This window comes from Algoriphagus sp. oki45 (assembly GCF_036245605.1).
Classification (GTDB): Bacteria; Bacteroidota; Bacteroidia; order Cytophagales; family Cyclobacteriaceae; genus Algoriphagus.
Map to the genome: position 1 here is coordinate 691,629 of NZ_BTPC01000001.1, position 25,098 is coordinate 716,726.

General features: G+C 41.0%; 26 protein-coding genes and 1 pseudogene. 13 read left to right on the forward strand and 14 right to left on the reverse strand.

Annotated features, from left to right (window positions below; genetic code table 11):
* Positions 1–23 precede the first annotated feature (23 nt).
* Together AAA942_RS03060 and AAA942_RS03065 are read right to left on the reverse strand one after the other, a co-directional pair.
* A complete protein-coding gene (locus tag AAA942_RS03060) occupies positions 24–1,838 on the reverse strand; it encodes a glycoside hydrolase family 2 protein (protein WP_338218763.1) in 1,815 nt (604 codons plus the stop codon).
* Positions 1,839–2,120: 282 nt separating this feature from the next.
* Complete coding sequence (locus tag AAA942_RS03065; protein ID WP_338218764.1) at positions 2,121–2,834, reverse strand: hypothetical protein; 714 nt, start codon at positions 2,832–2,834, stop codon at positions 2,121–2,123.
* Between the two features lie 256 nt (positions 2,835–3,090).
* Between AAA942_RS03065 and AAA942_RS03070 the strand changes: the two genes are divergently transcribed.
* Positions 3,091–4,821 (forward strand): phospho-sugar mutase, encoded by a 1,731-nt coding sequence (locus AAA942_RS03070; protein WP_338218765.1) that lies wholly within the window; start codon positions 3,091–3,093, stop codon positions 4,819–4,821.
* Positions 4,822–4,875: 54 nt separating this feature from the next.
* Here AAA942_RS03070 and AAA942_RS03075 read toward each other — a convergent pair whose 3' ends face one another.
* Positions 4,876–5,820, reverse strand: coding sequence for a succinylglutamate desuccinylase/aspartoacylase family protein (locus AAA942_RS03075; protein WP_338218766.1), 945 nt, complete (start codon positions 5,818–5,820; stop codon positions 4,876–4,878).
* A gap of 44 nt (positions 5,821–5,864) precedes the next feature.
* Here AAA942_RS03075 and murB point away from each other — a divergent pair, with 44 nt between their 5' ends.
* Positions 5,865–6,911, forward strand: coding sequence for a UDP-N-acetylmuramate dehydrogenase (gene murB, locus AAA942_RS03080; protein WP_338220021.1), 1,047 nt, complete (start codon positions 5,865–5,867; stop codon positions 6,909–6,911).
* Here murB and AAA942_RS03085 read toward each other — a convergent pair.
* Positions 6,908–7,390: a deoxycytidylate deaminase gene (locus tag AAA942_RS03085; RefSeq protein ID WP_338218767.1), complete on the reverse strand. Its 483-nt coding sequence runs from the start codon at positions 7,388–7,390 to the stop codon at positions 6,908–6,910. The genes murB and AAA942_RS03085 overlap by 4 nt on opposite strands.
* A gap of 128 nt (positions 7,391–7,518) precedes the next feature.
* Here AAA942_RS03085 and AAA942_RS03090 point away from each other — a divergent pair, with 128 nt between their 5' ends.
* From AAA942_RS03090 to AAA942_RS03120, 7 genes are all read left to right on the forward strand, one after another.
* Entirely contained in the window at positions 7,519–8,100 is a 582-nt protein-coding gene (locus tag AAA942_RS03090) for a DUF4136 domain-containing protein (RefSeq protein WP_338218768.1), read from the forward strand.
* 2 nt (positions 8,101–8,102) lie between these two features.
* A complete protein-coding gene (locus tag AAA942_RS03095; RefSeq protein ID WP_338218769.1) occupies positions 8,103–8,429 on the forward strand; it encodes a DUF962 domain-containing protein in 327 nt (108 codons plus the stop codon).
* A 100-nt stretch (positions 8,430–8,529) separates the two neighbouring features.
* Positions 8,530–8,886: a response regulator gene (locus AAA942_RS03100; protein WP_338218770.1), complete on the forward strand. Its 357-nt coding sequence runs from the start codon at positions 8,530–8,532 to the stop codon at positions 8,884–8,886.
* 81 nt (positions 8,887–8,967) lie between these two features.
* Complete coding sequence (locus AAA942_RS03105) at positions 8,968–9,453, forward strand: hypothetical protein (protein WP_338218771.1); 486 nt, start codon at positions 8,968–8,970, stop codon at positions 9,451–9,453.
* Between the two features lie 57 nt (positions 9,454–9,510).
* Positions 9,511–9,705, forward strand: a complete 195-nt coding sequence (locus tag AAA942_RS03110; protein ID WP_338218772.1) for a hypothetical protein — start codon at positions 9,511–9,513, stop codon at positions 9,703–9,705.
* Positions 9,706–9,791: 86 nt separating this feature from the next.
* Positions 9,792–9,941: a hypothetical protein gene (locus tag AAA942_RS03115; protein ID WP_338220040.1), complete on the forward strand. Its 150-nt coding sequence runs from the start codon at positions 9,792–9,794 to the stop codon at positions 9,939–9,941.
* A 46-nt stretch (positions 9,942–9,987) separates the two neighbouring features.
* Positions 9,988–10,425: a DUF6526 family protein gene (locus tag AAA942_RS03120; protein WP_338218773.1), complete on the forward strand. Its 438-nt coding sequence runs from the start codon at positions 9,988–9,990 to the stop codon at positions 10,423–10,425.
* Here the strand turns inward: AAA942_RS03120 and AAA942_RS03125 are convergent, their stop codons facing one another.
* The 3 genes from AAA942_RS03125 to AAA942_RS03135 form a co-directional block, all read right to left on the reverse strand.
* Positions 10,426–11,535 carry a glycerate kinase gene (locus AAA942_RS03125; RefSeq protein WP_338218774.1) on the reverse strand — a complete coding sequence of 370 codons (1,110 nt, stop codon included), beginning with the start codon at positions 11,533–11,535 and terminating at the stop codon, positions 10,426–10,428. It abuts the gene before it with no gap.
* The gene (locus AAA942_RS03130) at positions 11,532–12,884 is read right to left on the reverse strand and encodes an alanine/glycine:cation symporter family protein (protein WP_338218775.1); all 1,353 of its coding nucleotides are present in this window, start codon (positions 12,882–12,884) and stop codon (positions 11,532–11,534) included. Before AAA942_RS03130 ends, AAA942_RS03125 begins: the two co-directional genes overlap by 4 nt.
* A 119-nt stretch (positions 12,885–13,003) precedes the next feature.
* Positions 13,004–14,605: a beta-N-acetylhexosaminidase gene (locus tag AAA942_RS03135; RefSeq protein ID WP_338218776.1), complete on the reverse strand. Its 1,602-nt coding sequence runs from the start codon at positions 14,603–14,605 to the stop codon at positions 13,004–13,006.
* Between the two features lie 219 nt (positions 14,606–14,824).
* On the opposite strand from AAA942_RS03135, the gene AAA942_RS03140 reads away from it, so the two are divergent.
* The gene (locus AAA942_RS03140) at positions 14,825–16,285 is read left to right on the forward strand and encodes a Gfo/Idh/MocA family protein (RefSeq protein WP_338218777.1); all 1,461 of its coding nucleotides are present in this window, start codon (positions 14,825–14,827) and stop codon (positions 16,283–16,285) included.
* 37 nt (positions 16,286–16,322) lie between these two features.
* On the opposite strand, the gene AAA942_RS03145 is transcribed toward AAA942_RS03140, so the two are convergent.
* The 5 genes from AAA942_RS03145 to AAA942_RS03165 all read right to left on the reverse strand — a co-directional run bounded on the left by AAA942_RS03145 (position 16,323) and on the right by AAA942_RS03165 (position 21,359).
* Positions 16,323–17,960, reverse strand: coding sequence for an OmpA family protein (locus tag AAA942_RS03145; protein ID WP_338218778.1), 1,638 nt, complete (start codon positions 17,958–17,960; stop codon positions 16,323–16,325).
* A 2-nt stretch (positions 17,961–17,962) separates the two neighbouring features.
* The gene (locus AAA942_RS03150; protein ID WP_338218779.1) at positions 17,963–18,934 is read right to left on the reverse strand and encodes a deoxyhypusine synthase family protein; all 972 of its coding nucleotides are present in this window, start codon (positions 18,932–18,934) and stop codon (positions 17,963–17,965) included.
* A 184-nt stretch (positions 18,935–19,118) separates the two neighbouring features.
* A complete protein-coding gene (locus AAA942_RS03155) occupies positions 19,119–19,745 on the reverse strand; it encodes an OmpH family outer membrane protein (protein ID WP_338218780.1) in 627 nt (208 codons plus the stop codon).
* A gap of 95 nt (positions 19,746–19,840) precedes the next feature.
* The gene (locus AAA942_RS03160; RefSeq protein ID WP_338218781.1) at positions 19,841–20,743 is read right to left on the reverse strand and encodes a histone deacetylase family protein; all 903 of its coding nucleotides are present in this window, start codon (positions 20,741–20,743) and stop codon (positions 19,841–19,843) included.
* A gap of 58 nt (positions 20,744–20,801) precedes the next feature.
* Positions 20,802–21,359: a hypothetical protein gene (locus AAA942_RS03165; RefSeq protein ID WP_338218782.1), complete on the reverse strand. Its 558-nt coding sequence runs from the start codon at positions 21,357–21,359 to the stop codon at positions 20,802–20,804.
* An 88-nt stretch (positions 21,360–21,447) separates the two neighbouring features.
* Between AAA942_RS03165 and AAA942_RS03170 the strand changes: the two genes are divergently transcribed.
* Positions 21,448–21,888: an AlbA family DNA-binding domain-containing protein gene (locus tag AAA942_RS03170; protein WP_338218783.1), complete on the forward strand. Its 441-nt coding sequence runs from the start codon at positions 21,448–21,450 to the stop codon at positions 21,886–21,888.
* On the opposite strand, the gene AAA942_RS03175 is transcribed toward AAA942_RS03170, so the two are convergent.
* Positions 21,878–22,237 carry a phage holin family protein gene (locus AAA942_RS03175; RefSeq protein ID WP_338218784.1) on the reverse strand — a complete coding sequence of 120 codons (360 nt, stop codon included), beginning with the start codon at positions 22,235–22,237 and terminating at the stop codon, positions 21,878–21,880. The genes AAA942_RS03170 and AAA942_RS03175 overlap by 11 nt on opposite strands.
* Before the next feature lie 139 nt (positions 22,238–22,376).
* Between AAA942_RS03175 and AAA942_RS03180 the strand changes: the two genes are divergently transcribed.
* Positions 22,377–23,126, forward strand: coding sequence for an acyl-CoA desaturase (locus AAA942_RS03180; RefSeq protein ID WP_338218785.1), 750 nt, complete (start codon positions 22,377–22,379; stop codon positions 23,124–23,126).
* 171 nt (positions 23,127–23,297) lie between these two features.
* Positions 23,298–23,627: a BlaI/MecI/CopY family transcriptional regulator gene (locus AAA942_RS03185; protein WP_338218786.1), complete on the forward strand. Its 330-nt coding sequence runs from the start codon at positions 23,298–23,300 to the stop codon at positions 23,625–23,627.
* Positions 23,628–23,695: 68 nt separating this feature from the next.
* On the opposite strand, the pseudogene AAA942_RS03190 reads toward AAA942_RS03185, so the two are convergent.
* Positions 23,696–25,059: pseudogene (locus AAA942_RS03190) on the reverse strand (IS3 family transposase).
* Between the last annotated feature and the right edge of the window lie 39 nt (positions 25,060–25,098).

Consider the following 25,098-nt stretch of genomic DNA (forward strand, 5'->3'; position numbering starts at 1 on the left):
ATCTTATGTCTTGTGTCTAATATCTATTTATACAGCTTCTCATGCATCTTTTTCAGCTCTTCGACGGCAATTTTGATAATTTGCCGATTATAAGTCATCAGCCCATTCGTCTCGATTTCCACATCAGTGGTTTGGGTATAGATTGCTGCTGCCAAGCCACGGGGAATATATTCTGCCAAATCTTCAATCAGACCGGAGTACCTTGCTTTTAACTCATCCGCCGAGGAAAAACTCTGATATCCCCAGTTGTCTTTTTCCTGCCAAGTATGGCCCTCCAGCGGAAGTCCAAGTCCTCCAAACTCTCCCAATACCATAATGGAATTTTCTCCGAATATCTCAGGATTGGGCATCACAGGATCGGGATAATTATGAAGATCCAAAATATCACCCACTATAGTGGATCCTTCCATTTCAAAATTTCCTCCGGATGCCGAGTTGATCAGGCGGCTTGGATCTAATTCCCGGGTCATTTGGGCGATTTCTGTGGTTTTGAACTGACCCCAGGCCTCATTAAAAGGCACCCAAACCACGATGGACGGAAAAAACTTGAATTCGTTGATGATTTCTTTCCACTCGGTTTTGAAAATGGCTTCAGATTCGGGAGTCCTCACCTTCTCCACACTTTCCCGAATCACTCCCGGACGAACTTCCCAGCGATTTCCCATGTCTCCACTCGGCATATCCTGCCAAACCAGCATCCCCAATCTATCCGCATGATAATACCATCGGGCAGGCTCTAATTTGACATGTTTTCGGATCATATTGAAGCCCATCTCCTTGGTCTTTTCTATGTCAAAAAGCAAGGCTTCATCTGTTGGAGCCGTATAAAGACCATCGGGCCACCAACCTTGATCCAAAGGACCATATTGAAATAGTGGCTTACCATTCATAAACAGACGTTGGAATCCATCCGAAGTCTTTGCCATGCGAATATCTCTGTAAGCGGCGTAGGATTTGACCTCTTCAATCAGCTTTTTACCTTCATATAATTTTACAGACACCTTATAAAGAAAAGGAGAATCAGGGGACCAAGCTTTAGGTGAATTCAGCTTTACAGGAATCGGAGAACCAGCTTTCCCTTTAAAAGTACCTATCACGGAATCACCTTCCTTTACCAAGACTTCCACTTCTAGATCTGATTTAGAGGTATTTACCTCAGGGTAAAATACCTGAATTCCAATCTCCCAGTCCGTATTGGAATAAACTCCCGAAATGTAGCTTTCGGGGACTGTTTCAAGCCAAACGGTCTGCCAAATGCCTGTCACCGGAGTGTACCAGATTCCTTTTGGCTCTTTGACTTGCTTGCCTCTTGGCTGGGGGCCCGAATCGCTTGGGTCCCACACCCTCACTCGAATTACTTGAGTTTTTCCGGCATTCAAATGAGGGGTAATGTCAAAAGAAAAGGAATCATATCCTCCTTGATGTTTTCCGGCACCTTTCCCATTTACCCAAACCTCTGTTTCCCAATCAGAGGCTCCAAAATGGAGCAAAATACGTTTTCCTTTGGTAGGAAGTGCCAAATCAAACGACTTTTCATACCAAAGCTCATTTTCCGGGCCGACTTCCTTTTGCACGCCTGACAGATAGGATTCAACAGGAAATGGAACGGTGATTTTTCCTGCAAAACCAGTCTCAGGCAGGCTTCCTTTGGGTAAAATGGCATAGTCCCAAGGTCCGTTTAGGTTTTGCCATTCGGCTCGAACCAACTGTGGCCTCGGATACTCCTGCAATGGTGCCTCAGGATCCACTTTATCAGTCCAAGGAGTCTTGAGTCGGGCTGATTGCGAATAAGCAGAAAAGGAAAAAAGAATAAAAAAACTCACAAACAAGTTTCTCATATCAGACAAGTTAAGGTGAAGAACAATTTGATTTTTTTAGCCAAAAATGGCAAGAATTCTTAGAAACAAATAAATTGACTCAAACAGCGATAGGAATAGATATAGGGTAAATAATTTCATTTTACCGCTGTAATTGAGATCCAAAAATATACTTCCAAAAAAGAAAATATCCATACTTTAGATATAGAATGGATGTGTAAACCTACTCCAAAGATTCAAATCACAAATAAAATTCAGGTCTTTTTCCCAAGTATGTATATCCCAATAAGTGAAATATAAAAATCATTGAAAATCAAACCATAAGGAAATGCTTTTTGAAGTATTGGTTTTACTATGATTTAGATCTTGTGCGGTTTGTGAATTCGGTGTATCGGATGATTTTAAGACGGTAGAAAATTCTCCCTCCTGCGGATTCAAAATAAATCGGATATCTGCTCTTTGATTGATTTCAGCAACAGATTTCCACAGCATCCCTACACCTCTTCCATCAGATCTTACCTTTACTCCCACTTGGTCAAATACCAAATCCACATAATCTAAAGAAGCAAAAAATGAGGGCGGAGTTTGATTTGGAGACTCCAGGCTCCACTCTCCCGATGATCCCGAATGATCTTTCCAAAAGACTTTCTTCAATTCCATTTCTGGAAAATCAAAATCCAATCCCAGATGCTGATCAGCCGAATTAGTGTTTAAGATCTCCCCAGTTGCTTCCATTTTCAGTTTGCCATCAGGAAAGATGGACCAAACTAAACCTGTTGGCCAGGAATCAAATGAAGAAATAATCTGGACAGTGCCGTTTTTTAGTCTTTTCCAACCAATCTGTCTTAGTTTTATATCAGGATTACTCTCCTGAAGTAGTTGAGAAAAGGGCAATAAATCCATCCCAACTTTTACCATATCGAGAGTACCGCTTTTCTTACCAAATACGAAAAGCTTTTCTCCTATGGACACCTGAAGATCTACTATCGATTCCCTGATTTTGATATTTTCATTCAAGCAAATTAAGCTATCCTTTTCCCTTGGCATAAATGAGCTTGGGAGAATGAGGAACCAAACAAAAAGGAAAATAGAGGAAAAAAACAGGTGATTTTTCATAGAAGGACTTGGCACAAAAGCCGATCCAAAATAAAGAATCTCTTTTCGGGATTGAGAATCAGGCAGAAAAATATTCTTACCAAAAGACATTTATTGGGAATGGTGGCAAAATTTGACTTTTTATATAACTTAGAAACGTACAGAAATTTTTAAACCCATGAGTTCAATAGATCCTGCTATAGCTAGCAAAGTTCAAAAGTGGTTAGATGGCAATATAGATGCCGAAACCAAAGAAGCCATCAAGAAATTAATGGTAGTAAACCCTATAGAGTTGGCAGATTCCTTTTATCAAGACCTTGAGTTTGGAACAGGGGGATTACGGGGATTAATGGGGGTTGGCACCAACAGAATGAATGTCTACACCGTCGGCATGGCTACCCAAGGATTGGCTAATTACCTGCTTCAATGCTTCCCAAAAGAGGAAATCAAAGTCGCTATCACCCATGACAGTCGAATAAACCATACGCTATTTGCCCGTACCACGGCAGATGTACTGACGGCAAACGGGATCAGTGTTCTGTATTTCAGAGAGATGCGTCCTACTCCCATGCTTTCCTTTGCCGTTCGGCACTTTGGCTGCAAGTCAGGGGTAATGATCACTGCCTCACACAATCCTAAAGAATACAATGGGTACAAGGCCTATTGGGACGATGGAGCTCAGGTAGTCGCTCCACATGACACGAACATCATCAATGAGGTAAAAAAAATCACCTCATTTGACCAAGTCAACTGGAAAAAGAATGACGAGCTCCTACATTACATAGAAGAGGGTTTCGATCAAATTTATCTTGACCGGGTGAAAGGATTGAGTCTTTCACCCAAAGCGATCCAAGCTTATCAATCTATGCCAATTGTCTTCTCTCCTATCCATGGAGCTTCTGGCAAAATGGTTCCTGATGCACTTCGAGCTTTTGGATTTAACAATATCCATGTAGTGCAGGAGCAAATCAAGCCGGACGGAACGTTCCCTACTGTAATTTATCCCAATCCCGAGGAGGCTGAAGCATTGACACTTTCAGTTGAATTGGGTAAAAAGGTCAATGCAGACCTAGTTTTAGCCTGTGATCCGGATGGGGACCGATATGCCGCCGTTGTCCCCAATGAATTTGGTGAATACGAATTGCTCAATGGAAATCAAACAGGGACTCTTTTGACCTATTACCTGCTTTCCAAGTGGAAAGAGGCCGGAAAACTTGACGGAAACCAATTCATGGTCAATACCATTGTGACTACCGAACTGATCAACAAGCTCGCAGAGGGATTTGGAGTGAAATGCTTCAATGTGTTGACTGGTTTTAAAAATATCGCAGCAATTATCCGGGAATTGGAGGGAAAAGAGACCTTTATCGGTGGCGGAGAAGAGTCTTATGGCTATTTGGTTGGAGATTTTGTCAGAGACAAGGACGGTGTCAGTGCTTGTGCCATGGTCGCAGAGGCTATCGCTTACTACAAAACCAAAGGCAAAAATGTCTTCCAAGTGCTTGCTGAGGTTTATCAAAAGTTCGGTTTCTACAAAGAATCTCTCATTTCAGTAACTAAAAAAGGTAAAGACGGAGCAGAACAGATTCAAAAACTCATGGCTGACTTCCGTACAAATCCGCCCTCTGAAATGAACGGAAGTCCTGTGGAGCGAATAGTGGACGTAAAGAACTCTACGGTCACTGAGGTGAAATCAGGAAAGGTAGAAAAGCTGGATATGGACAAATCCAATGTGATGCAGTTTTATCTAGAAGATGGAAGTAAGATTTCTGCCAGACCATCGGGGACTGAGCCAAAAATCAAATACTACTTCTCAGTAAATACTCCATTATCCAATGAAGGTGATTACCGAAAAGTGGAGAAAGAGCTAACCGAAAAGTTGGAAGGCTTACGTGCCTATTTCAGTTAATTTGGAATTCCTCTTGGTCAAGAATAGGCTGGCTCTGAAAGGGGTCAGCCTTTTTTATGTATCACCAACATGGATTAGGGCATCACCTACATTGATTACGGGGTTGTTATTGACTCCAATAACATAGCCGTTGGATGGGGATTTGACAGGGACTACCACCTGACCATAGGGATCAGATATTCTTGCTAGAATTTGTCCTTTTTTTACACTTTCTCCCAAGTTTACCGAGGAGTAAAAAATTCCGGAAGCCTTAGCCCTGACCCAGTCACTGTTTTTTAAAACCAGGGTTTCCAGCGGTTCAGGGGCATCTTCGATCATACCCAGATGTCTGAGCATTCTTTTTGTTCCGGAAATTCCTTCATCAATGGACAGCGGATCCAATCTCATAGATTCTCCACCTTCAAAAACCAAAATATGCTTATCCGCTTTGAAGGCAGTTTTTCTAAAGGACTTTTCGATGTGTTTGGAATTTACCATAAATCGAGTCCCAAAAGCATTGGCAAGTTCTACTCCCATTTTATCAGAAAAATCCACTCTTATCTGAGGATAATTGGAAAGCATCCTTCCTCCTGTATGGAAATCAATTCCAAAATCAATCTGGGGAATGATCTCTTCACTGATGATAAAGGCAATTCGGGAGGCTAGAGAGCCTTTTTTGCTGCCCGGAAAGCTACGGTTAAGATCCCTTCCATCCGGAAAGGTTCTACTATTGGACAAAAATCCATAAATATTCACCAATGGAATAATGACCAAAGCTCCTTTTTTCAAATCCAATCCTTGGTCCACTTCCTCAAGAAACTTTTTTGCGGTGACCACACCATTGATCTCGTCTCCATGAATTCCTCCGCTGATCAATACGACAGGTCCTTCCTTAGTAGATGTGCGAATAAAAATAGGCAAATCAATTAAAGTATGTGTGGGAAGTTTGGCAATGGGAATTTCTAAATTTACTTGTTGTCCCCACCTCACGCGGGTTCCATTGATTTGTATTTCTCGCATAAACTGTCTTCAGTTACCTGCCTACTTTCTAGATTTGAGGCAAAATTCTTGCTTATTTCGCAGAACAAGCCCAAACCATGAAGATAATAGAAAACCACTCCCTCAAAGCTTTCAACACTTTTGGAATAGATAAAAAAAGCAGATTTTTTACCCAAGTTGGAGATTTGGATTCTCTTAAAGACACCTTGCTTTGGGCAAAAGAAAAGGAGTTGCCGGTCTTTATTTTGGGAGGAGGAAGCAATGTACTATTGACACAGGATTTCCCTGGATTGGTGATCAAAATCGAGCTCAAAGGAATCGAAGTGGTCAAAGAAACTCAAGATGAAATATGGGTGGAAGTAGGAGCAGGAGAAAACTGGCACGAATGGGTCCTATTTGCCATAAAGCAAAATTGGGCTGGGATAGAAAATTTATCCCTGATTCCCGGTACGGTCGGAGCTTCGCCCATGCAGAATATTGGGGCCTATGGAGTGGAAATCAAAGAAGTATTCGAAAGCTTAAATGCTTTGGACAGAGACACGCTAGACTTAGTCACATTTGATGCTGCATCCTGCCAGTTTGGGTACAGAGAGAGTATATTCAAGCATGAGGTGAAGGATCAATACGTGATTACCTCTGTGGTTTTCAGGTTGCAAAAAAAGCCCAAATTCAATATTGAGTATGGAGCCATACAGGAAACCTTAGAAAATAAAGGAATCAAAGAGCTGAGTATTCAGGCGATTAGTGATGCAGTGATTGAAATCCGTCAATCCAAACTCCCTGATCCAAAAGAAATTGGGAATGCAGGATCATTTTTCAAAAACCCCACTATTTCCACTAAGGAATTTGACAATTTAAAAACTCAATTTCCGTCAATTCCGGGCTATCCTGTTGAAAATGGAGTTAAAATCCCTGCCGGATGGCTAATTGAGCAGGCTGGATGGAAAGGAAAGAGGATTGGAGAAGTGGGAGTGCATGCCAGACAAGCTCTTGTTTTAGTCAATTATGGCAATGGGGATGGAAAGGCAATAGAGAAATTAGCCCAAGAAATCCAGGATTCCGTAAATGAAAAATTTGGAATCCAGCTTAGCCCAGAAGTGAATTTCCTTTAAATCAAAGGATCATGCACTTCCAGTTGCTTGGCGTATCGGTCTACTTCCACACCAAACTTTCTTAAAAAATCCACTCCCTCGTCACTTCCTATTCCTTTATACTCTGCATAGGAAAAGAGGTAGATGACCTTGGATATTCCCATAGAGAAGATAATTCTTGCGCAGGCTAGACAAGGTGCTAGGGTAACATAGAGTGTGGATCCTTCTACAGAGGTATTGTTTTTCACTGCATATAGGATGGCATTTTGCTCAGCATGAAGAGCCAAGGAGCAACTTCCCTTACTATCTCTTGCACAGCCATGCTCAGGGAATTCAATATCACAGTTGTGCGTCCCGGCAGGCGGACCATTGTACCCGATAGAAATAATCCGGGTATCCTTGGTCAGGACAGCTCCCACATGCTTTTTGATACAATGTGATCTTTTGGCCAAATTAATAGCCAATTCCATGAAAATATCATCAAAATCAGGTCTACTCATAAAATTTCTTTGCCAAAAGTAATAATCCTTATCGCTTTGAAAGGAATGAAATGAATAAACAGTTTGTTTTTTCCGTTATCAAAGAAAATTTAACTTTCCTGAGAAGTCACTTCATTACGATATTACCCATGCTTTCTCCCAAGTCAATCCTTCTTATAGCTTTCCTTTCTCTTCTTTATCTCAGTTCATGTAGCTCTATTGAAGTATTCAAGGAAAACACCGAAATACCACTTTCCAAACCTTATCAAAGTTTTGTGATTGTAAATAAAGAGCTCAACATCAAAGGATTCGAGGAGAATTTCATAGATGAAATGGTAAGAATTGAACTACAAAATCAACTTGAAGCGGCAGGAATGGTCTATGATGCAAAAAGACCCGATGTGGTCATACGATACAATTCAAACGAAGACCCCCGAAAAAAAGAGACGGTAAACTATGCAAATCCTTACCCATTTTGGGGATATCGAGTTTATGACCCTTGGTTTTTTAATCCTTATTCAATGCAAAACATGAATAGAATAAGTGTTTCCAACTATGAGCTGCTACAGGTAATAGTAGATTTCATTGACCCTATTCAGGATAAATACCTAATGACCCTAACAGCCGTTACCGAAGTGAGCAATCCCAAATCAAAACAGAAAAAAGTCATAAAATCGTTAAATTCAGCAACTCAAGTTTTCTTGAATTCAAACCCAATCAACCCAAAATAACCATGGAAAAACAGTATAAAACTTTAGAGGAATTTTATCCTTACTATCTTCAGGAACACCAAAATGCAACATGCAGGATTCTTCATTTCGTAGGGACTGCCTTATTGTTTGTCATTTTGATTGCCTCTTTCATTTCAGGAAATTATATCTGGCTCGTTTCCATTCCATTTGTTGGATATGGCTTTGCTTGGGTGGGACATTTTTTCTTCGAAAAAAATAAGCCGGCTACATTCAAATATCCTTTTTTTAGCTTGGCTTCAGATTTTAAACTTTTCTTTGATTTGCTAATTGGAAAGGAAAAATTTCGCGCAAAAGCCAAAATTAATTGAATTCACACATTCTTTTTTGGCAAAGTATTTGTAAATATATATTAATTCACCAATTTTGTATTGATTTTATTGTATTTCAAACCCCAATAACTGCATTTTGATGCTGACAATAGTTCTCATAGACGATGATCCTATCAGCACATTTGTTACTGAAAAATTGATTTCCAGGAACGTTAAAGAACCTTGTCAATTTTACAAGTACCAAAGTGCGAGAAGAGCTTTGGAAGAAATCGACTCGATTAATCCCAATTATCTCTTTTTGGATCTCAATATGCCTGAGATGACGGGGTGGGATTTTTTGGACAACTTTCACCCAAGGGATACAGATGCACAAATCTATATCCTGAGTAGTTCTGTAGACGAAAGAGACATCAGTAAAGCCAGTCAATATCAGATAGTGAGAGACTACCTTTCGAAACCACTTATCAAGAAATACATCAAAAACATCTTTAACTGATCCTAGGGTCAGTTTTTTTTTGATCTTTTTTATCTTTAGAAAACCTCAAAAGCAAATACGAGTTATCAAAGAAAAAAGGATATGGCAAAAGCGAACCCGGAATTAATTGCAGCTATAGAAAAGACAATTACCAAGCTTTCCAATGGTGCTACCTATCAGTGGGGGCATATGGGAGCTTGCAATTGTGGTAATTTAGCTCAAGAACTCACCCAATTTACCAAGGCAGAAATTCACCAATTTGCAATGCAGCGTTATGGAGATTGGAATGAACAAATCCTGGATTATTGTCCTACGAGCGGATATCCTATGGACCTAATGATTGCAAAAATGCTGGACTTTGGACTGACGCTGGATGATCTTTCCCATTTGGAACGCCTGTCCGATCCGGAGATTTTGAGAACTATACCCAAGGACAAAAGAGATCAAATGAACAAGAATTCTAGGGAAGATGTAGTCCTATACATGAAAGCTTGGGCAGCACTACTTCGAGAAAATTGGTTGTCTCAGCAAAGATTAGAGATGAATTTAGCTCCTGAAAAAAAATTAAAGTCAGCAGTATTGGTCTAATTGATTTTTTCTCTTATTTCGTACCGTTGAATCATAAAACCCTTTAAAAAATTGACTATGGAGGATTTTGAAGAAGATTTCGATGAGTTTGATGACTTCGAAGAAGAAGACGAGTTTGATGACGAGTTTGAAGATGAGTATGATCTGGAAGAAGAAAACGAATTTGTAGATGACAATTTCGTTGACTTCGATGAAGAAGAAGACGACTTTGAAGACGAGGACTTTGAAGAAGATTTTGACGATCTGGATTAAAAATCACAGGACCACAATCAGTACTTTGGTATTTTGGCAGCTCGGCTTTATCTTCGCCCTGTCTTTAGCAACTCAAAAATAAAATCATGATTCTACTGGATATTTTCAGCTCTCCGCTCATGTCTGGAGCACAACTGTTTCTTTTCATAGTGTGTATTCTTATCGGCTTGGGTGCCGGGCTGTCTGCAATGGATGCAAGAAGCACCTTCGGGAAGAAAAAGAAAGCTGATCATTAAAAGATATGTTAAAGGGGGTTTTTGCCTCCTTTTTTTATTCCCCGCCATGAAAACCCAAAACTTCGAAAATCACACCCGCTATTTTCCATTCCACCATTTTGTAGTCACTCCGCTCTCGTTGATTTTCTTTTTTTGGACTGTCTTTAGGATGGATTTCTCTTCTACAGATCAAATTCTTTCAAGTCTTTATTATTTGATTGGGGCTTTTTTGCTTGTTCTTCTGCCTCTCTTAGCAAGGGTTTATGCGCTCAAACTTCAAAACAGGCTAATTCTTAATGAGATGAGGATAAGATATTTCCATCTCACAGGAGAGTCTTTTTACTCCAAAGAAATAGAACTCCGACTTGGGCAAATTATTGCACTACGATTTGCCGGAGACGACGAATTGCTTCCTTTGATGGAAAAGGCTATTCAACAAGGCCTTAGTCCAAAGGATATTAAAAAAAGCATAAGTCATTGGCAAGGTGATTACAGAAGGGTATAACTAGAAAAATTTATCCGATTTTAGCGCTTCCTTCATTAGACTTGATAGATTAAATTGGGCCTCCTTTTCCAAATTGAAGGAATTAAAATCCAAAACCGGAAGATTCAATACCAAATCAAAACCTGCATGGTCTCCTTCTCTTCCAGAGGTTATTAAGGCTATCCTTTTTCTATTCTTTTTGGCTAATTGAAGCAACTCAAATGAACCCTTTCCCTGAGAACTTTGGCTATCATACCTTCCTTCGCCTGTGATCACCCAATCAGCAGATTTAATTTTTTCCTCCATTCTTACTTGATCGAAGAAATAAGTTGCTCCGTATTCAATAGCCACTTCGAAAAAAGTAGAAAGCCCCATAGCTATACCTCCGGCAGCCCCAAATCCCGGAACATCTCTTTTTTCCTTATTAGCCTTGGCCAATAAAAGTTGATGAAGATCTGAGACCATGTTTTCGAAATCCTTGATCTCTTCAGGCTTTAGCCCTTTTTGAGGACCATACACAGGTATGGCTCCTTCTTGTCCATAAAACATATTTTGAACATCACAGAGGCAGGTAAATTTCAGTTTTGGTCTAGGGATTGGAAGCTGAACGTATTTAACTTTAGTCATCCATTGGCTGGAATACACAGGAATAAGCCTTCCTTTATCATCCAAGAATTCAAATCCCAATCCGGCTAAAATACCCGTTCCTAAATCAATGGTAGCACTACCACCAAGGCCCATTACAATCTCCTTAGCTCCCATTTTTTGGGCAAAGTTGATCATTAAGCCTGTTCCGTAAGTAGAGGCAAGCCAAGGATTTTTTTGATCTTCAGTAAGTAATCCCAATCCAGAACAGGTAGACACATCCAGATAGGCCTTTTCTCCGATTTCATCCCAACCAAAAAATCCGGTGCAAGGTTGACCTATTGCATTGAGAGAAGGGAATGAAACTCTCTTCAAGTTTAAAGATTCCAATAAGAGCTCACATGTACCATCTCCACCGTCTGCAATGGGTTGTGCAATACAAGAAGAATTGGGAAGAATTTCATAAATGGCCTCTTGAATCAAGTCAGAAGCCTTTTGAGCAGATATAGTTCCTTTAAATGCATTGGGAGCAATCAGAAAATTCATGATTTTGCATTCATCCTCTGAAAATAATCCTTCATGGCTGTTTTTACCTTTGGAGCGAGATAAATGGCAGCGATCATATTTGGAAAGGCCATCACTGCATACATCCCATCCACCAAACTCACAACTACTTCTAAGGAAGCCACAGCTCCCACAACAATGGTAATCAAGTAGAAATAATTGTAATAATCAGCCTTGTCCGCACCGAAAAGATAATTCATGCATTTGTGCCCATAGTAGGAATAGGTAAACATGGTGGATAAGGCGAATACCAAAACGGAAAGCATTAAGAGGTATTTTCCAATGACTGGAATTCCGATTTCAAAAGCAGCCAATGTCAGTTTGACCCCATCATTTTCCGTGGATTGCCAGACACCGGTAAGCAAAATTGCCAAAGCAGTCAGCGTACAGACTACCACCGTATCGATAAACGGACCTAGCATGGCAATAAGCCCTTCCCGAATAGGTTCATCATTTTGAGATTGCCCATGGACCATAGGGGCTGTTCCGATTCCAGCCTCATTAGAGAAAGCTGCTCTTCTGGCACCAACAATTATTACGGATCCAACAGCCCCTCCCATAGCTGCTTCACCAGTAAATGCATCCACAAAAATCAATTTGAAAATCGATGGAATATCTCCAAAATATTGCACGACAATTATCAATACAGTAGCGAAATAAACCGCAACCATGAATGGAACCATTTTGGAGGCTACCGCAGCAATCCGCTTCAATCCTCCCAAAATGACCATTGCAGTAAGAAGCATCATGATAATTCCGATTATCCAACGGTTTCTGACTGTTTCTTCCATCGTATCAGGCTCCAAAAGAACAGCCTGAGTGACAGCAGTCAACTGATTAGCTTGGAAAATGGCTAAAAGTCCAATAACACCTGCAATACTGAAGATATAGGAAAGAAACCTCCATTTTTTTCCCATCCCCTCCTCTATTACATACATAGGACCACCTTGGATATTTCCAAGAGAATCCTTTCCTCGATACATGATAGCTAGGCTACAGGTATAAAACTTAGTAGCCATTCCGACAAATGCGGCAATCCACATCCAAAAAATAGCTCCAGGTCCTCCCATATTCAGGGCTATAGCGACACCGGAAATATTTCCCAAGCCGACAGTAGAAGCAATCGCAGCAGAAAGTGCCTGTCTTGAAGTGATTTGCCCAGGGGCAAGTTCATTGTCATATTTTCCTTTGAGAAGTCCAATCGCGTAGCCCATTTTTCTAAATGGAACAAATCCTGAGTGGATAAAAAAGTAGGTACCACCTCCCAAAAGCAAAATCAAAATCGGTGTTCCCCAAATCCAATTGCTGAATTCGACAATTATATTTCCCATGTAGTGATAGTTACTTTCAAATTGAAAATGATTTCGATAATAGGTTCATTTTGTTCAAAAACAAAGCTTTTGGAGGCTTTGAATTAAAAAAGCCCGATGAAAATCACCGGGCATCAATTTTATTTCCCTCCCCAATTCACCTGAGGAGATGAATAGTATTGGATACCAAGAATATCCCATCGGGAACCATGTTTTTGAATTCTATTTTTAAATCCTTCCCAAGATCGCTTATCGGCTGAGGTCCAAGCCACTTCAGCCAAGGCCGGGAGGCGTGGAAAGCAAAGGTACTCAAGGTCTTCCCTATTAGTTACTGTTTCAGTCCATAGAGGAGCTTCCACTCCTAAAATATTTTCGGCTGCTATCCCCTCCGCAAAGGTTGACGGTTCCCAGCTGTAAGCATCCTGCAACTCAATATAGGCTGCCCAATGAAGTCCAATTCTAGAGGTACTGTCATATTGCATATCCAAGTAGGCTCTAGTTGCTGGAGACATCAGGATTTGATTGCCTTGGCTGATCGCAAGCTTGGCGTTTTCTTCCTTTGCCCAAAACTGCGCTATATTTCCTGGAAGGAGTTTCGCTGTAGCTATCTCATCCCATCCAATACTGGTCTTACCATACTTGGAAACAATATCTTGCACGCGCTCTACAAAATAGACGTAATCGTCTTTCTCCGTCACGTGCGATTCATCACCACCAATATGGAAGTAAGGTCCCGGAGTCAGTTCAGAAATTTCTCTCACCACACTGTCCACAAAAGCATATGTGATTTCAAGTTTGGGTGCAAAGGTGCTCCATCCTACTTCAATGCCTGTATATAATTCAGAGGCCTGGGGATTTCTAAGCGGCATTTGATAGTCCAAGGGCTGCTTATTCACCGAATCGAGTTTACCGTTTGGCAGATTTACTCCAGGATTCAATTCTGCATAGGAAGCCAAGGCGGAGTTTGTATGCCCCGGCATGTCTACCTCCGGAACTATTGTAATGAAACGGTCTGCAGCATAAGCGACCAGGTCTTTGTATTCTTCCTGGGTGTAAAAACCTCCTTCACCCCCACCTACTTCAGTGCTTCCACCGATCTCGGTGAGTTTTGGCCAGGATTTGATCTCAATTCTCCAACCCTGATCATCTGTTAGATGTAAATGGAGATAATTTAGCTTGTAAGCAGCCATCTGATCGATATAATGCTTTACATCTTCAACAGATATGAAATGCCTGGCTACATCGAGCATAGCCCCCCTGTAGCTAAAAACTGGCTGATCGGATATTGTCCCGGCCGGAATGACCCAAGATTGATTTTGTATATTCTGATGTGCTATTTCTGCTGGAAATAATTGAAGCAAAGACTGGATTCCATAAAATAACCCTGCTTCTCCCGAAGAGCTGATGCTAATTAGATTTTCATCAACTGAAATGGAGTACGCCTCCGCATTTCCATCACCAGCCAATTCAAGCCGGATATTTCCTCCATCATAGGAAACCGGTATGTCGAAACCTGTAGCAGGAATAAGATGATCAGCTAGATACTCTCCTACCCAAGTCAGATGCTCTGCGCTACCTATCAAATGAATCCCTGACTCACTGGTCAATTCAAATACTCCTTTTCCGTCTTGGATCTCTTGAGGAATTGGAATTAAAGAGGATTCAGTCAGCTTTGGAGCGGGCTTGCACGCAAAGGAAAGAAGCAAAGCCCCCATAGAGCAATAGGTGAAGATTTTTTTCATGGGATGATAATTTTCCGAAACTTAGTCTATTTTTTTATAAATCTCCTTTCACCTCATGGAATTATTGAAGGAATTGAGATTGAGAAGTTTCAACTGATAATCTCTATTTAGCTCATCAGAGACTTACAAAAATCCCTGACATGCGGAAGATATTCTTGAGTTTTTCTAAGAAAAATTCCTTTTCTTGAAATCGAAATCCAAAAAATTAACCTATTGACCATGAAAGATAAAAATTCTTCTCCTGAACAGAATTCAAGAAGAAACTTCATTAAAAGTTCCTCCTTAGCATTAGCCGGATTTTACATTGTACCCCGACATGTTTTGGGTGGTCCGGGTTATGTGGCTCCAAGTGATCGATTGAAAGTAGCCGGGATCGGAATCGGCGGAATGGGATTCAATGACGTAAGTGGAGTTTTTAGAAGTGGCAAAGTCGACATGGTCGCCCTTTGTGACGTAGATGACACTCGTGCAGCTCGATCTCGAGAAGCTCATCCAAATGCTCCTTACTACAAAGATTATAGAATCATGCTCGAAAAGGAGGAGAAAAACATTGACGCAGTGACGATCAGTACTCCCGATCACATGCATGCCGTGCAAGCCATGATGGCAATGAAAATGGGGAAACACGTCTATGTCCAAAAACCAATGACCCATGACATTTACGAAGCACGAATGCTTACCGAAGCTGCTGAAAAATACAAAGTCGTCACTCAGATGGGAAACCAGGGTTCTTCTGGCGATGGAGTAAGGCAAATGGTGGAATGGTATAATGCAGGATTGATCGGAGAAGCCACGAAAGTCTGGTCTTGGACCAATAGGCCCGTATGGCCTCAAGGTATCCAATGGCCTGATACCCCTGTAAGTCCACCGGAAGATCTGGATTGGGACCTTTGGCTAGGGACAGCTCCTTACAAGGATTACGTTGGAAATCTTGTCCCATTCAACTGGAGAGGCTGGTGGGATTATGGAACAGGTGCATTAGGAGACATGGCCTGCCATATTATGGAACCACCATTCAGAGTATTGGGATTGGGTTATCCCACATCTGCAGAATGTTCTGTAGGTTCTGTTTATGTAGGCGAATTCCAAAGAGGATATTTCCCTGAAAGTTGCCCACCTTCTTCACATATCACTTTGAGGTTTGATAGACCGGGTCAGTCGGAACTGGAGTTTCATTGGATGGATGGAGGTATTCAGCCAACCCGGCCTGAGGAATTAGAACCCAACGAAATCATGGGCGATGGAGGAAACGGAGTAATTATCGAGGGTACCGAAGGAAAAATGATGTGCTCTACTTACGGTGCAAACCCCAAACTTCTCCCTACGAGCAGAACTGAGGAGGTCAATGTTCCACAAACAGAATTTAGAGTTCCTGGCGGTGATCGCGGTCATTACAACAATTGGGTAGATGCTTGTATCGGTGGATATGGATCAGAAGAATACAAAAAACTGAGCTCTCCATTTTCAGTGGCAGGTCCATTGACTGAATCAGTATTGATGGGTAACCTGGCCATCAGAAGTTACGATTACAGAATTCCAAGGGATGGATCTTCGAACCAATTTGACTATCCTGGAAGAGGAATCAAATTGGTCTGGGATGGTCCAAATATGAAGATCACCAACTTTGAACCCGCTAATCAATTTGTCAAAAGAACCTATCGCGAGGGTTATTCCCTCTGATCAAAAAGGGCTTTCAGAATGTCTGAAAGCCCTTTTTTTATTTTTCGACTACCAATTCTACCCGGCGGTTTTTTGCCCGACTCGCTTCAGTCACATTCGATGCAATAGGCCGAGTCCCTCCCCAACCTGATATTCTCAGGTTTTCAAATTCCACACCTTTAGAAACCAAAAAATCACGGACACTTCCTGCTCTTTCTAAGGAAAGCTGTTTGTTTAGTCCAGGATCTCCCACATTATCAGTATGTCCATTAATCCTGAGGATGATTTCTGGATTTTCCACCAAAAATCCCGCAAGGTCGGCTAGGAAAACTTCTGTTTCCCCTTCTTCCAACTCAGAAGTACCTCTTTTGAAATTTACTTTATCCAAAAGTACCACACTACCCGGTTCTGCTTTTATAAGTGCCACCAAGACCCGTCGGTCTTCAGGGATATCTTCAATTCCTATAATCTTTGGAAAATAGCCAATAGAACTGATTTTAAATCCAGTAAACTCTTTTTCAATTAGTTGGGAAAGAACAAGATTTTCTTCGACTTCTTCTACCCCTTCCTGTTTTTGCCCATCAATTTGAAATGGGATTGGCTGCTTGGTCTTGAAGTCAATGACTGTCCATTCCAATGGGGTCTCTGGCTTCACTTCTTCCTGAATATCCAGCTGCTTAGACTCGCCTATTTTTACTTCGGCCTGAGATGAGTTGATAATTTTCTGAGAAGAATCTTCTTCTCGCATTGCAATTTGATTTCTAGACCTTGAATTAATTGCTTCCATTTGAGTAGATGCCACAAATTCCTCTGGAATTACTAAAGGAACGGGAACAGCAAATGTGAGCAAATCAGCATACCCATCACTACTCAATGTACTCGACCAGACTACTTCATCCCCTTCCAAAAAAGTTACAGAGGCATCCGAACCTTTGGAGCTGATTTGCTCCCACTTCACCGGAACCGACCAGCTATCCCATGTATCCCCAAGTTTCTTACTGATAAGAATATCCTTGCCAGTCGCTCCTGCATGAGAGTTGGAAGAATAATACAACTTTTTGCTTTCGGGGTCAAAAAAAGGACTTACTTCCTGCCCCTTTCCATTTACCTGAGGGCCCAGATTATTTAACTCAGACCATTGGACAGGCCCCTTCTTTTCGCTGACAAAAAGATCTTCATTTCCAAATCCAGAAGAGCTTTTACCAGAAAGGAAAATTAATCCTCCTCCAGAAGCAACCCTTCCTGTGATAGTACCACTCAATTCAGCTAAAGAAGGAAAATTCACTTCACGAAGGTAATTCCATTCTTTTCCAAACTTAGAATACTGATGAATGGATGTCCTACCGGATTCGGTTCTTAAAACCAATAAGGTCAAGATATCTTCCAGTCCTAAAGCCAAATCATAGCCAACTGTACTCAAATCCGGTCTATGTACTGCTTCCTCCCATTCACCAGATGCATTTTTGACCGTCATCCAAATGTCTCCTGAATCTTGGATTCCACCAAGGTTCTGTGGATGAAATGCCCGGGTAAATAACAGGGTATTCTCACCAATCCAAACAGGATTGGAATCATCGTTAGGTGAATTAGCTCCAGAAAGGGATTTAATTTCCTGGGCCAGGGTCGGGAAATAAAAGGAAAAAGCAAGACAGAGAAGGCTGCTTGCTTTTAAGAAATTGAAATTTGATTTTTTCATGACTATTGATCAAGCACAATGGCAAATACCAATGGAGCTACGATCGTTGCATCAGATTCGATAATGTATTTTGGAGTATTGATTCCCAGTTTTCCCCAAGTAATCTTCTCGTTAGGTACTGCACCGGAGTAAGATCCATAAGAAGTAGTCGAGTCGGAGATTTGACAGAAGTAGCCCCAAAGTGGCACATTGTTCCTCTGCAAATCCTGATGCAACATCGGCACTACACAGATAGGAAAGTCTCCTGCAATTCCCCCGCCAATTTGGAAAAATCCGACAGTACTTTCTTCAGTTGCATTGACAGTGTACCACTCCGCCAAGAAAGTCATGTACTCAATTCCACTTCTCACTGTGTGGACATTCTTCACATCTCCAGAAATCACATGTCCTGCATACATATTTCCCAAGGTGGAATCTTCCCAACCTGGGACGATGATTGGCAGGTTCTTTTTTGCAGCTTCCAAAAGCCATGAATTTTTCGGATCAATCTGGAAAGATGCATCCAACTTCCCTGAAAGAAGGATTTTATAGAAAAACTCATGTGGAAAATATCTTTCACCTGCTTGATCTGCCTTCATCCATTCTTCCAAAATCACATCTTCAATCCTTCTCATGGCTTCCATCTCGGGAATACAGGTATCAGTCACCCGGTTCATGTGCCGCCCCAAAAGCTCCTGCTCCTGATCTGGGGTTAGTTCCCTGTAATTGGGAACACGCTCGTAGTAATCATGAGCCACTAGGTTAAACACATCTTCCTCCAGATTAGCACCTGTACAAGAGATTATCTGCACTTTATCCTGACGGATCATTTCCGCCAAAGAGATTCCCAACTCAGCAGTAGACATGGCACCAGCAAGGGTAACCATCATCTTTCCCCCATTGTCCAGATGAGTTTTATAGCCTTCTGCAGCATCGATCAGAGCTGCAGCGTTAAAGTGTCGGTAATTGTGCTTTAAAAATTCGGTGATTTTCATGATTTAACTTTTTGTTTATGGGAAATGGCAGAATTGATGACCTTTTTCCAAACAATTCCATCCTGAATTATTACTGATTAAGAATTTGGAAAGTGATCTATCAAACGGATTGCAAAATTATCCAATTTTTGCCCATAAAAAAACCCAGAAAACTTCTGGGTTCTTGATATCGATATCCTAGAAATTACTTAGTGGCAGTGGAATCGCTTTTTGCTGCCGGTGCCGGAGTAGAGCCTTGATTATATTTTTTATTCAAGCCTTCCACCACAGCTGTAGTGATATCCATGGCTTCAGAAGCATACCACATAGCACCGCCTCTTGTGTAGGACAGAATGACATCATAGCCTTGCTCTTTCGCGTACTCATTTAAATAAGTCTGAACTTGATCATAGACTTCGTTGTAAAGTGTAGCTTCATCAGCAGAAAGCTCCTGCATGAGGTTGTTTCTGTAAGTCATGAGGTTTTGCTCTTTTTGCATCAATTCCTCCTGCTTTGCTCTTTGCTGATTAGGAGTCATATTTCCGCCCGTCTGCTGAAAAGTAGCTACCTCTTGCTCAAAACCTCTCGCTCGGGACTGAAGGTCACCTTCAAATTTTCTCCCTTTTTCAGTAATCTCCTCTGATTTCTTTTTGAACAAATCGTACTTATTGATGACTGAATCAGTGTAAACGAAGGCCACTTTGAGGTCGCCTGAGGCAACACCAGTCTCCGTGGTTGCGGAAGCACTTTCAGTAGATGGATTTTGATTGCAGGAGTAAAAGAAAACCGAGGTTAAACTCAGTAGTCCGACGATAAATAACGCTCTTTTCACTTGATTAAGGGTATGGTTAACAGGCGGCAAATATAGAGAAAGTATTGATTTATCAAGAAGTCAGAGAAAATAGGCGGGTTAAAATGAGTTAAGACCTAAAAAAACAAGTCTTGAGCCAGTCTAAAGACCTGAGCATGGGCATCAATGATATCTTTGATTTTGACCGAATATCCCCCACCCATACAGCACATTACAGGGACTTGCATGGATTTGGCACGGGTAAGGACAATCTTATCTCTTTGATGAACTCCGGCATGAGTTAGGCCCAATCTGCCAAGTTTATCAGTTTCTAACACATCCACTCCCGATTGATAAAGAATGAAGTCCGGCTCAAAGTCATTCAGGATTCGATCAAGATTTCTGATCAAAATATCCAAATACTCTTGATCTTGGATCCCATCTGGCAACCCAATGTCCAAATCAGAATTTTCCTTCCGGTGCGGATAGTTTTTCTCTCCGTGCATACTGAAGGTAAAGACCTCAGGTCTGCCTTGAAAAATCTCCGCAGTTCCATTTCCCTGATGCACATCCAGGTCAACAATCAGAATTTTATTGGCCAATTGATTTTCCAAAAGGTAATTGGCTGTTATCGCCAAGTCATTAAGCAGACAAAACCCTTCCCCTCTATCAGAAAATGCATGATGTGTTCCTCCTGCTATATTCATTCCTACCCCAAACTCCAAGGCAAATAAGGCTGCTTGAACTGAGCCTCCCACTATCTGGATTTCTCTTTCAACGAGCTGAGGGCTAAGCGGAAAGCCGGTCGCCCTTATTTCCGACTTGCTCAAATTTTGATTCTTCAATTTTAGAAAGTAGCCCTCATCATGTGTATTGAGAATCCATTGGTCTTCCAACAATTCCGGCACAAAAAAATTCTCCTCTCTGACTGTCCCTTCGTAGAGCAATTGCTGGGGAAGCAGGGAATATTTTTCCATCGGAAAGCGATGGCCCTCCGGAAGAGGGTGAGAATAAAGAGATGACCAGGCTATTTTGAGCATGAAAAAAACGCTGATGAGTAAACCAGCGTCTCGCAGGGTTGTTCAAAACCACTTTATATTAGATCTCGTCTTCCTCCGTCTGGAAAGAGTATAGCGTATCATCTAAGACCAGAGTGTCTTCATTGAATTCAACAACGAATTTGGAAATTACTTTATCGTTGATCTCATCAACATTCAATGCTGCGTCAAGACCAATCCCATAATCATGATTCGTATCCAAATCAATGAATTCCTGAACCTTGACTGCTTCTTCCTCCTCCAGCTCCATGATAATTTCTGTAATGAACCATCCTATTTCCTCCTCCTCACTGGACAAAGGCTTAAGATTTCCTTCTTCATCTTCTTCATAATTGATTCCTTTGAAGTTGGGGAATTTTTTAGCAGCCTCATGCTCTGCCAGTTCATAGACTTCGCTGGAATGATGAAGCCTTAGGGTGTAAAGTGCGGCGTCATAGATGACTTTTTTGCCTTCATACATACCGATAAACCAAAAATTAACAAACTCCTCTGAGTTACCTTCATCAGGAATAATCTTATAATTTTTACCTGATCGCGAAAGTTCTAATTCTAACTTTTCGATGTTTTTGGGGTCAAACCCAGGATTTTCTGAATGCATAAAGTAAAAATTTTAGTTTTTCTTTGGGTGAGTTTCGATCTTATCGAGGATATGTACAATCTATTCTAAAAGAAAATAAAGGAATAAAATGAATCCAACAAAATTTGATCAAGATTTTGTTAAAAAATTAATCAAACAAAAAGAGGGTAAGTCCTTGGATTTCAAAAACAAAATTACTTCCAGAGAAAAAATCGCAAAAACTCTGGCAGCCTTTGCCAATACTTCTGGCGGCTCCTTGCTCATAGGAGTTTCCGACCGAGGACAAGTGCGAGGAATAGATCCAGAAGAGGAAAAATTCATGATAGAGACTGCAAATCGAGAATATTGCAATCCTGAGGTGAATCTATCTTTCCATGAAATAAAGCTTACTGATACTGAGTTTCTTGAAAATTCGAATGAAGAGGAAATCACCCTCCTTCTTGTGTACATTTCTCCAAGTCTTCCTCTTTCTATTGATTTCATTAGCTCTAAGGGTGACAAAATCAAATATATAAGGCAAGGAGATCGAACTATCGCTATCAGGAATTAAAACTAATTCCAAATATTCCATTGATAATACTCAGAACAATAGCAAAGCCCAATGCCCACCAAAAACCATCTACCGTGAACCCCGGAATAAAATAAGCTGCGATCAATACTACAGCAGCATTGATGACTAAAAGAAACAGTCCGAAGGTCAACAAAGTCACAGGAAGGGTCAAAATGATAAGAATGGGCTTGATGGTGAAGTTGATCAAAATGATTACCCCCGCAAGAATAAATCCTGTCACCCAGGAATCAACCTGAGTACCACTAAGCAATAGATCGGCGATCAAAACCGATATTCCCCCCACAATGATTTTTGTGAGAATAGAGGTTGATTTAATTGATTGTTCCATAAGCTTAAAGTTACGTTTAGATTTATTTTGAAAAAACTGACTTAAATCAGATCATATCATCAAGCCACAAGTTAAACTTGTTCGGGATAAATAAAATCCTGCCTGTTATATTTGTACCATAAATCTAAAAGTAACCCGAGTGATCATTATTATCTTCTTTCTTCTCCACTGGTATTTCTCTTTGTTTTGCCAGAGTTTCTTTCTCCATCGCTATGCTGCTCACCAAATGTTTGTGATGAATAAGTATTGGGAAAAATTCTTCTACTTCTTCACCTGGATTTGGCAAGGCAGTTCCTATCTGTCTCCGAGAGCTTACGCTATCCTTCACAGGATGCATCATGCGTATTCAGATACTCCAAAGGATCCCCATAGCCCCCATCATACTGAGAACCTGTTCACGATGATGTGGAAAACCAAAAATATCTACAACGATTACTTCAGCTTCAGGTTGAAGCCTGAAGAGCGATTCTCAAAGGATATTCCAGATTGGAATAAATTTGATCGATTTGCAGATAATATGGCTGTACGTGTAGGTTGGGGATTGCTATATGTGCTGATCTATGTACTCTGCATCTCTGTATTTGAATTGCCGGGAACCCATTGGTGGATGTACTTCTTGTTACCGATTCATTTCTTGATGGGGCCAGTTCACGGGGCGATCGTAAATTGGAGCGGACATAAATATGGATATGCCAACTTTGACAATAACGACAAATCCAAAAACAGCCTGCTATTGGATGTTCTAATGTTAGGTGAATTGTTTCAAAATAATCACCACAAGCTTCCAAACAGACCCAATTTTGCGGTAAAATGGTATGAATTTGATCCGACTTACCCTATCGTAAAATTGCTTCACAGTACTGGGATTATTAAGCTGAAAACAGCTTAATATTCTAAAGAAGGATAGCCTTAAAAAAAAAGGCTATTTTTTTTATTTTTTATTTCCTTGATATTCAGCTCTTTAAAAATTTTTCAACTAAATAGTAATACTATTAATGATTTTTTTTTGCTTTTGAGAAACTAAAGCTCTAATTTTCTATCGCATTAAAACTTAATACATATGAAACCATTAACCAGAGCAGAAGAGGAAATCATGCAGATCCTCTGGGATATTGAGCGAGGCTTCGTAAAAGATATCCTATCACCTATGACTGAGCCAAAGCCGGCTTACAACACAGTTTCTACTATTGTGAGAATTTTGGAAAGAAAAGGCTTTGTAAGTCACAAATCCTATGGCAAAAGCCATGAGTATTTTCCTATTGTGTCAAAAGATGAATACCGAACATTCATCATCAAAAGAATGCTTGAAGGCTACTTCGATAGCTCTTTTGGAAAATTGACTCAGTTTTTCAAGAATGACGAATCACTGAACTCCAAACAATATCAGTAAATACTTCTTGTGGATAAGCATTAAAAAAACCCGATCAGAATTTGGACTAGCCCCCAAAAGTTGGACGGTTAAGAATGATTTAAATTTAGAGAAAGAGCTCGGTATTGTACCGGGCTTTTTCCATTTAGGTTGGATTTAATCCGATGATGGTTGTAATAATGGATGTATTGATTGATTTCTTTTTTGAGTTGGTGAATAGACTGGTACTTTTTCATGTAGAACAGCTCTGATTTGAGAGTTCCAAAGAAGTTTTCAATGACTGCGTTGTCGAGACAGTTCCCTTTTCTGGACATACTGATTTGGATGTTTCTGTCTTTGAGTAGCTGCTGGTATCGCTTCATTTGATAGTGCCATCCCTGATCAGAGTGCAGGATAGTTGTAGAGTTTTCGTTCCCTTGTTTTTTCACTTTTTTGACCATATCCAGGACATGCTTGAGTTGAGGCCTGTCAGCCAAAGTATAGGATATGATTTCCCCGTTGTACAGATCCAGGATCGGCGACAGATAGAGTTTCTTGTCTTTAACCTTGAACTCGGTGATATCAGTGACCCACTTTTGTTCGGGCTGATCTGCTTTGAAGTTTCGTTGGAGGATATTAGGCGCTATTTTACCCTGTTCTCCCCGGTAGGAAACGTACTTTTTGGCTCTTATCAGACTTTTAAGTCCAAGTTCCCGCATCAGGCTGAAAACGGTTTTGTGATTGATCGCATAGCCTCTGTTCTTGAGTTCCAGATGGATTCTTCGGTAGCCATATCGGCCTTTGTGAAGCTGATAGATCTGCTTGATTTCCTTTCTGACCGTCTGGTGTTTATCCGGTTTGCGGAGTTGGTTGAGATGATAGTAGAAGGTGCTTCGTGCCATCCCAGCATGCTTGAGAAGCTTGACCAATGCATGCTGCTGCCTTAATTCTTGGATGATTTGCGTTTTTCTTCTTTCCCGCTTTCGGATTGAATCAAGGCATGAAGCTTTTTTAGGTAGGCGTTTTCAGCTCTCAGATCTGCCAGCTCTTCCAGGAGCTGTTCTTCTCGGGTCAGGGGTCTTTTGGGCTTTCTGGGCATAGCAGGGTTTCTTGTTTTTGGCCTGCCTCGTCGCTCAACTTTCAACGCTTCTGGGCCAAAGGAATCATAAAGAAGCAGCCATTTTTTCAGTGTGGAATCGCTGGCAATCCGGAACTGGCGACTGGCTTCTTTTAAAGATAAAGAATCTTTCCTTACTGTAAGAACTACCCGAAGTTTGAATTCAGGGCTGTAGTGCCTATTGCTAGGCAACAGCCCATCAATCCCATGAAGACGGTAAAAGTGAACCCACCGATTTATCAGAGAATCCGTGATGTGGAATTTGATACTCAGGGAATCTACCGACTCCTTCCCCTTGATGATTTGATGAACAACTTGAAGTTTGAAGTCGACATCATACTTGATTTTTCTGCTCATAGAAATGCCCCCAATAAGTGTCCAACTTTTTGGGGGCAG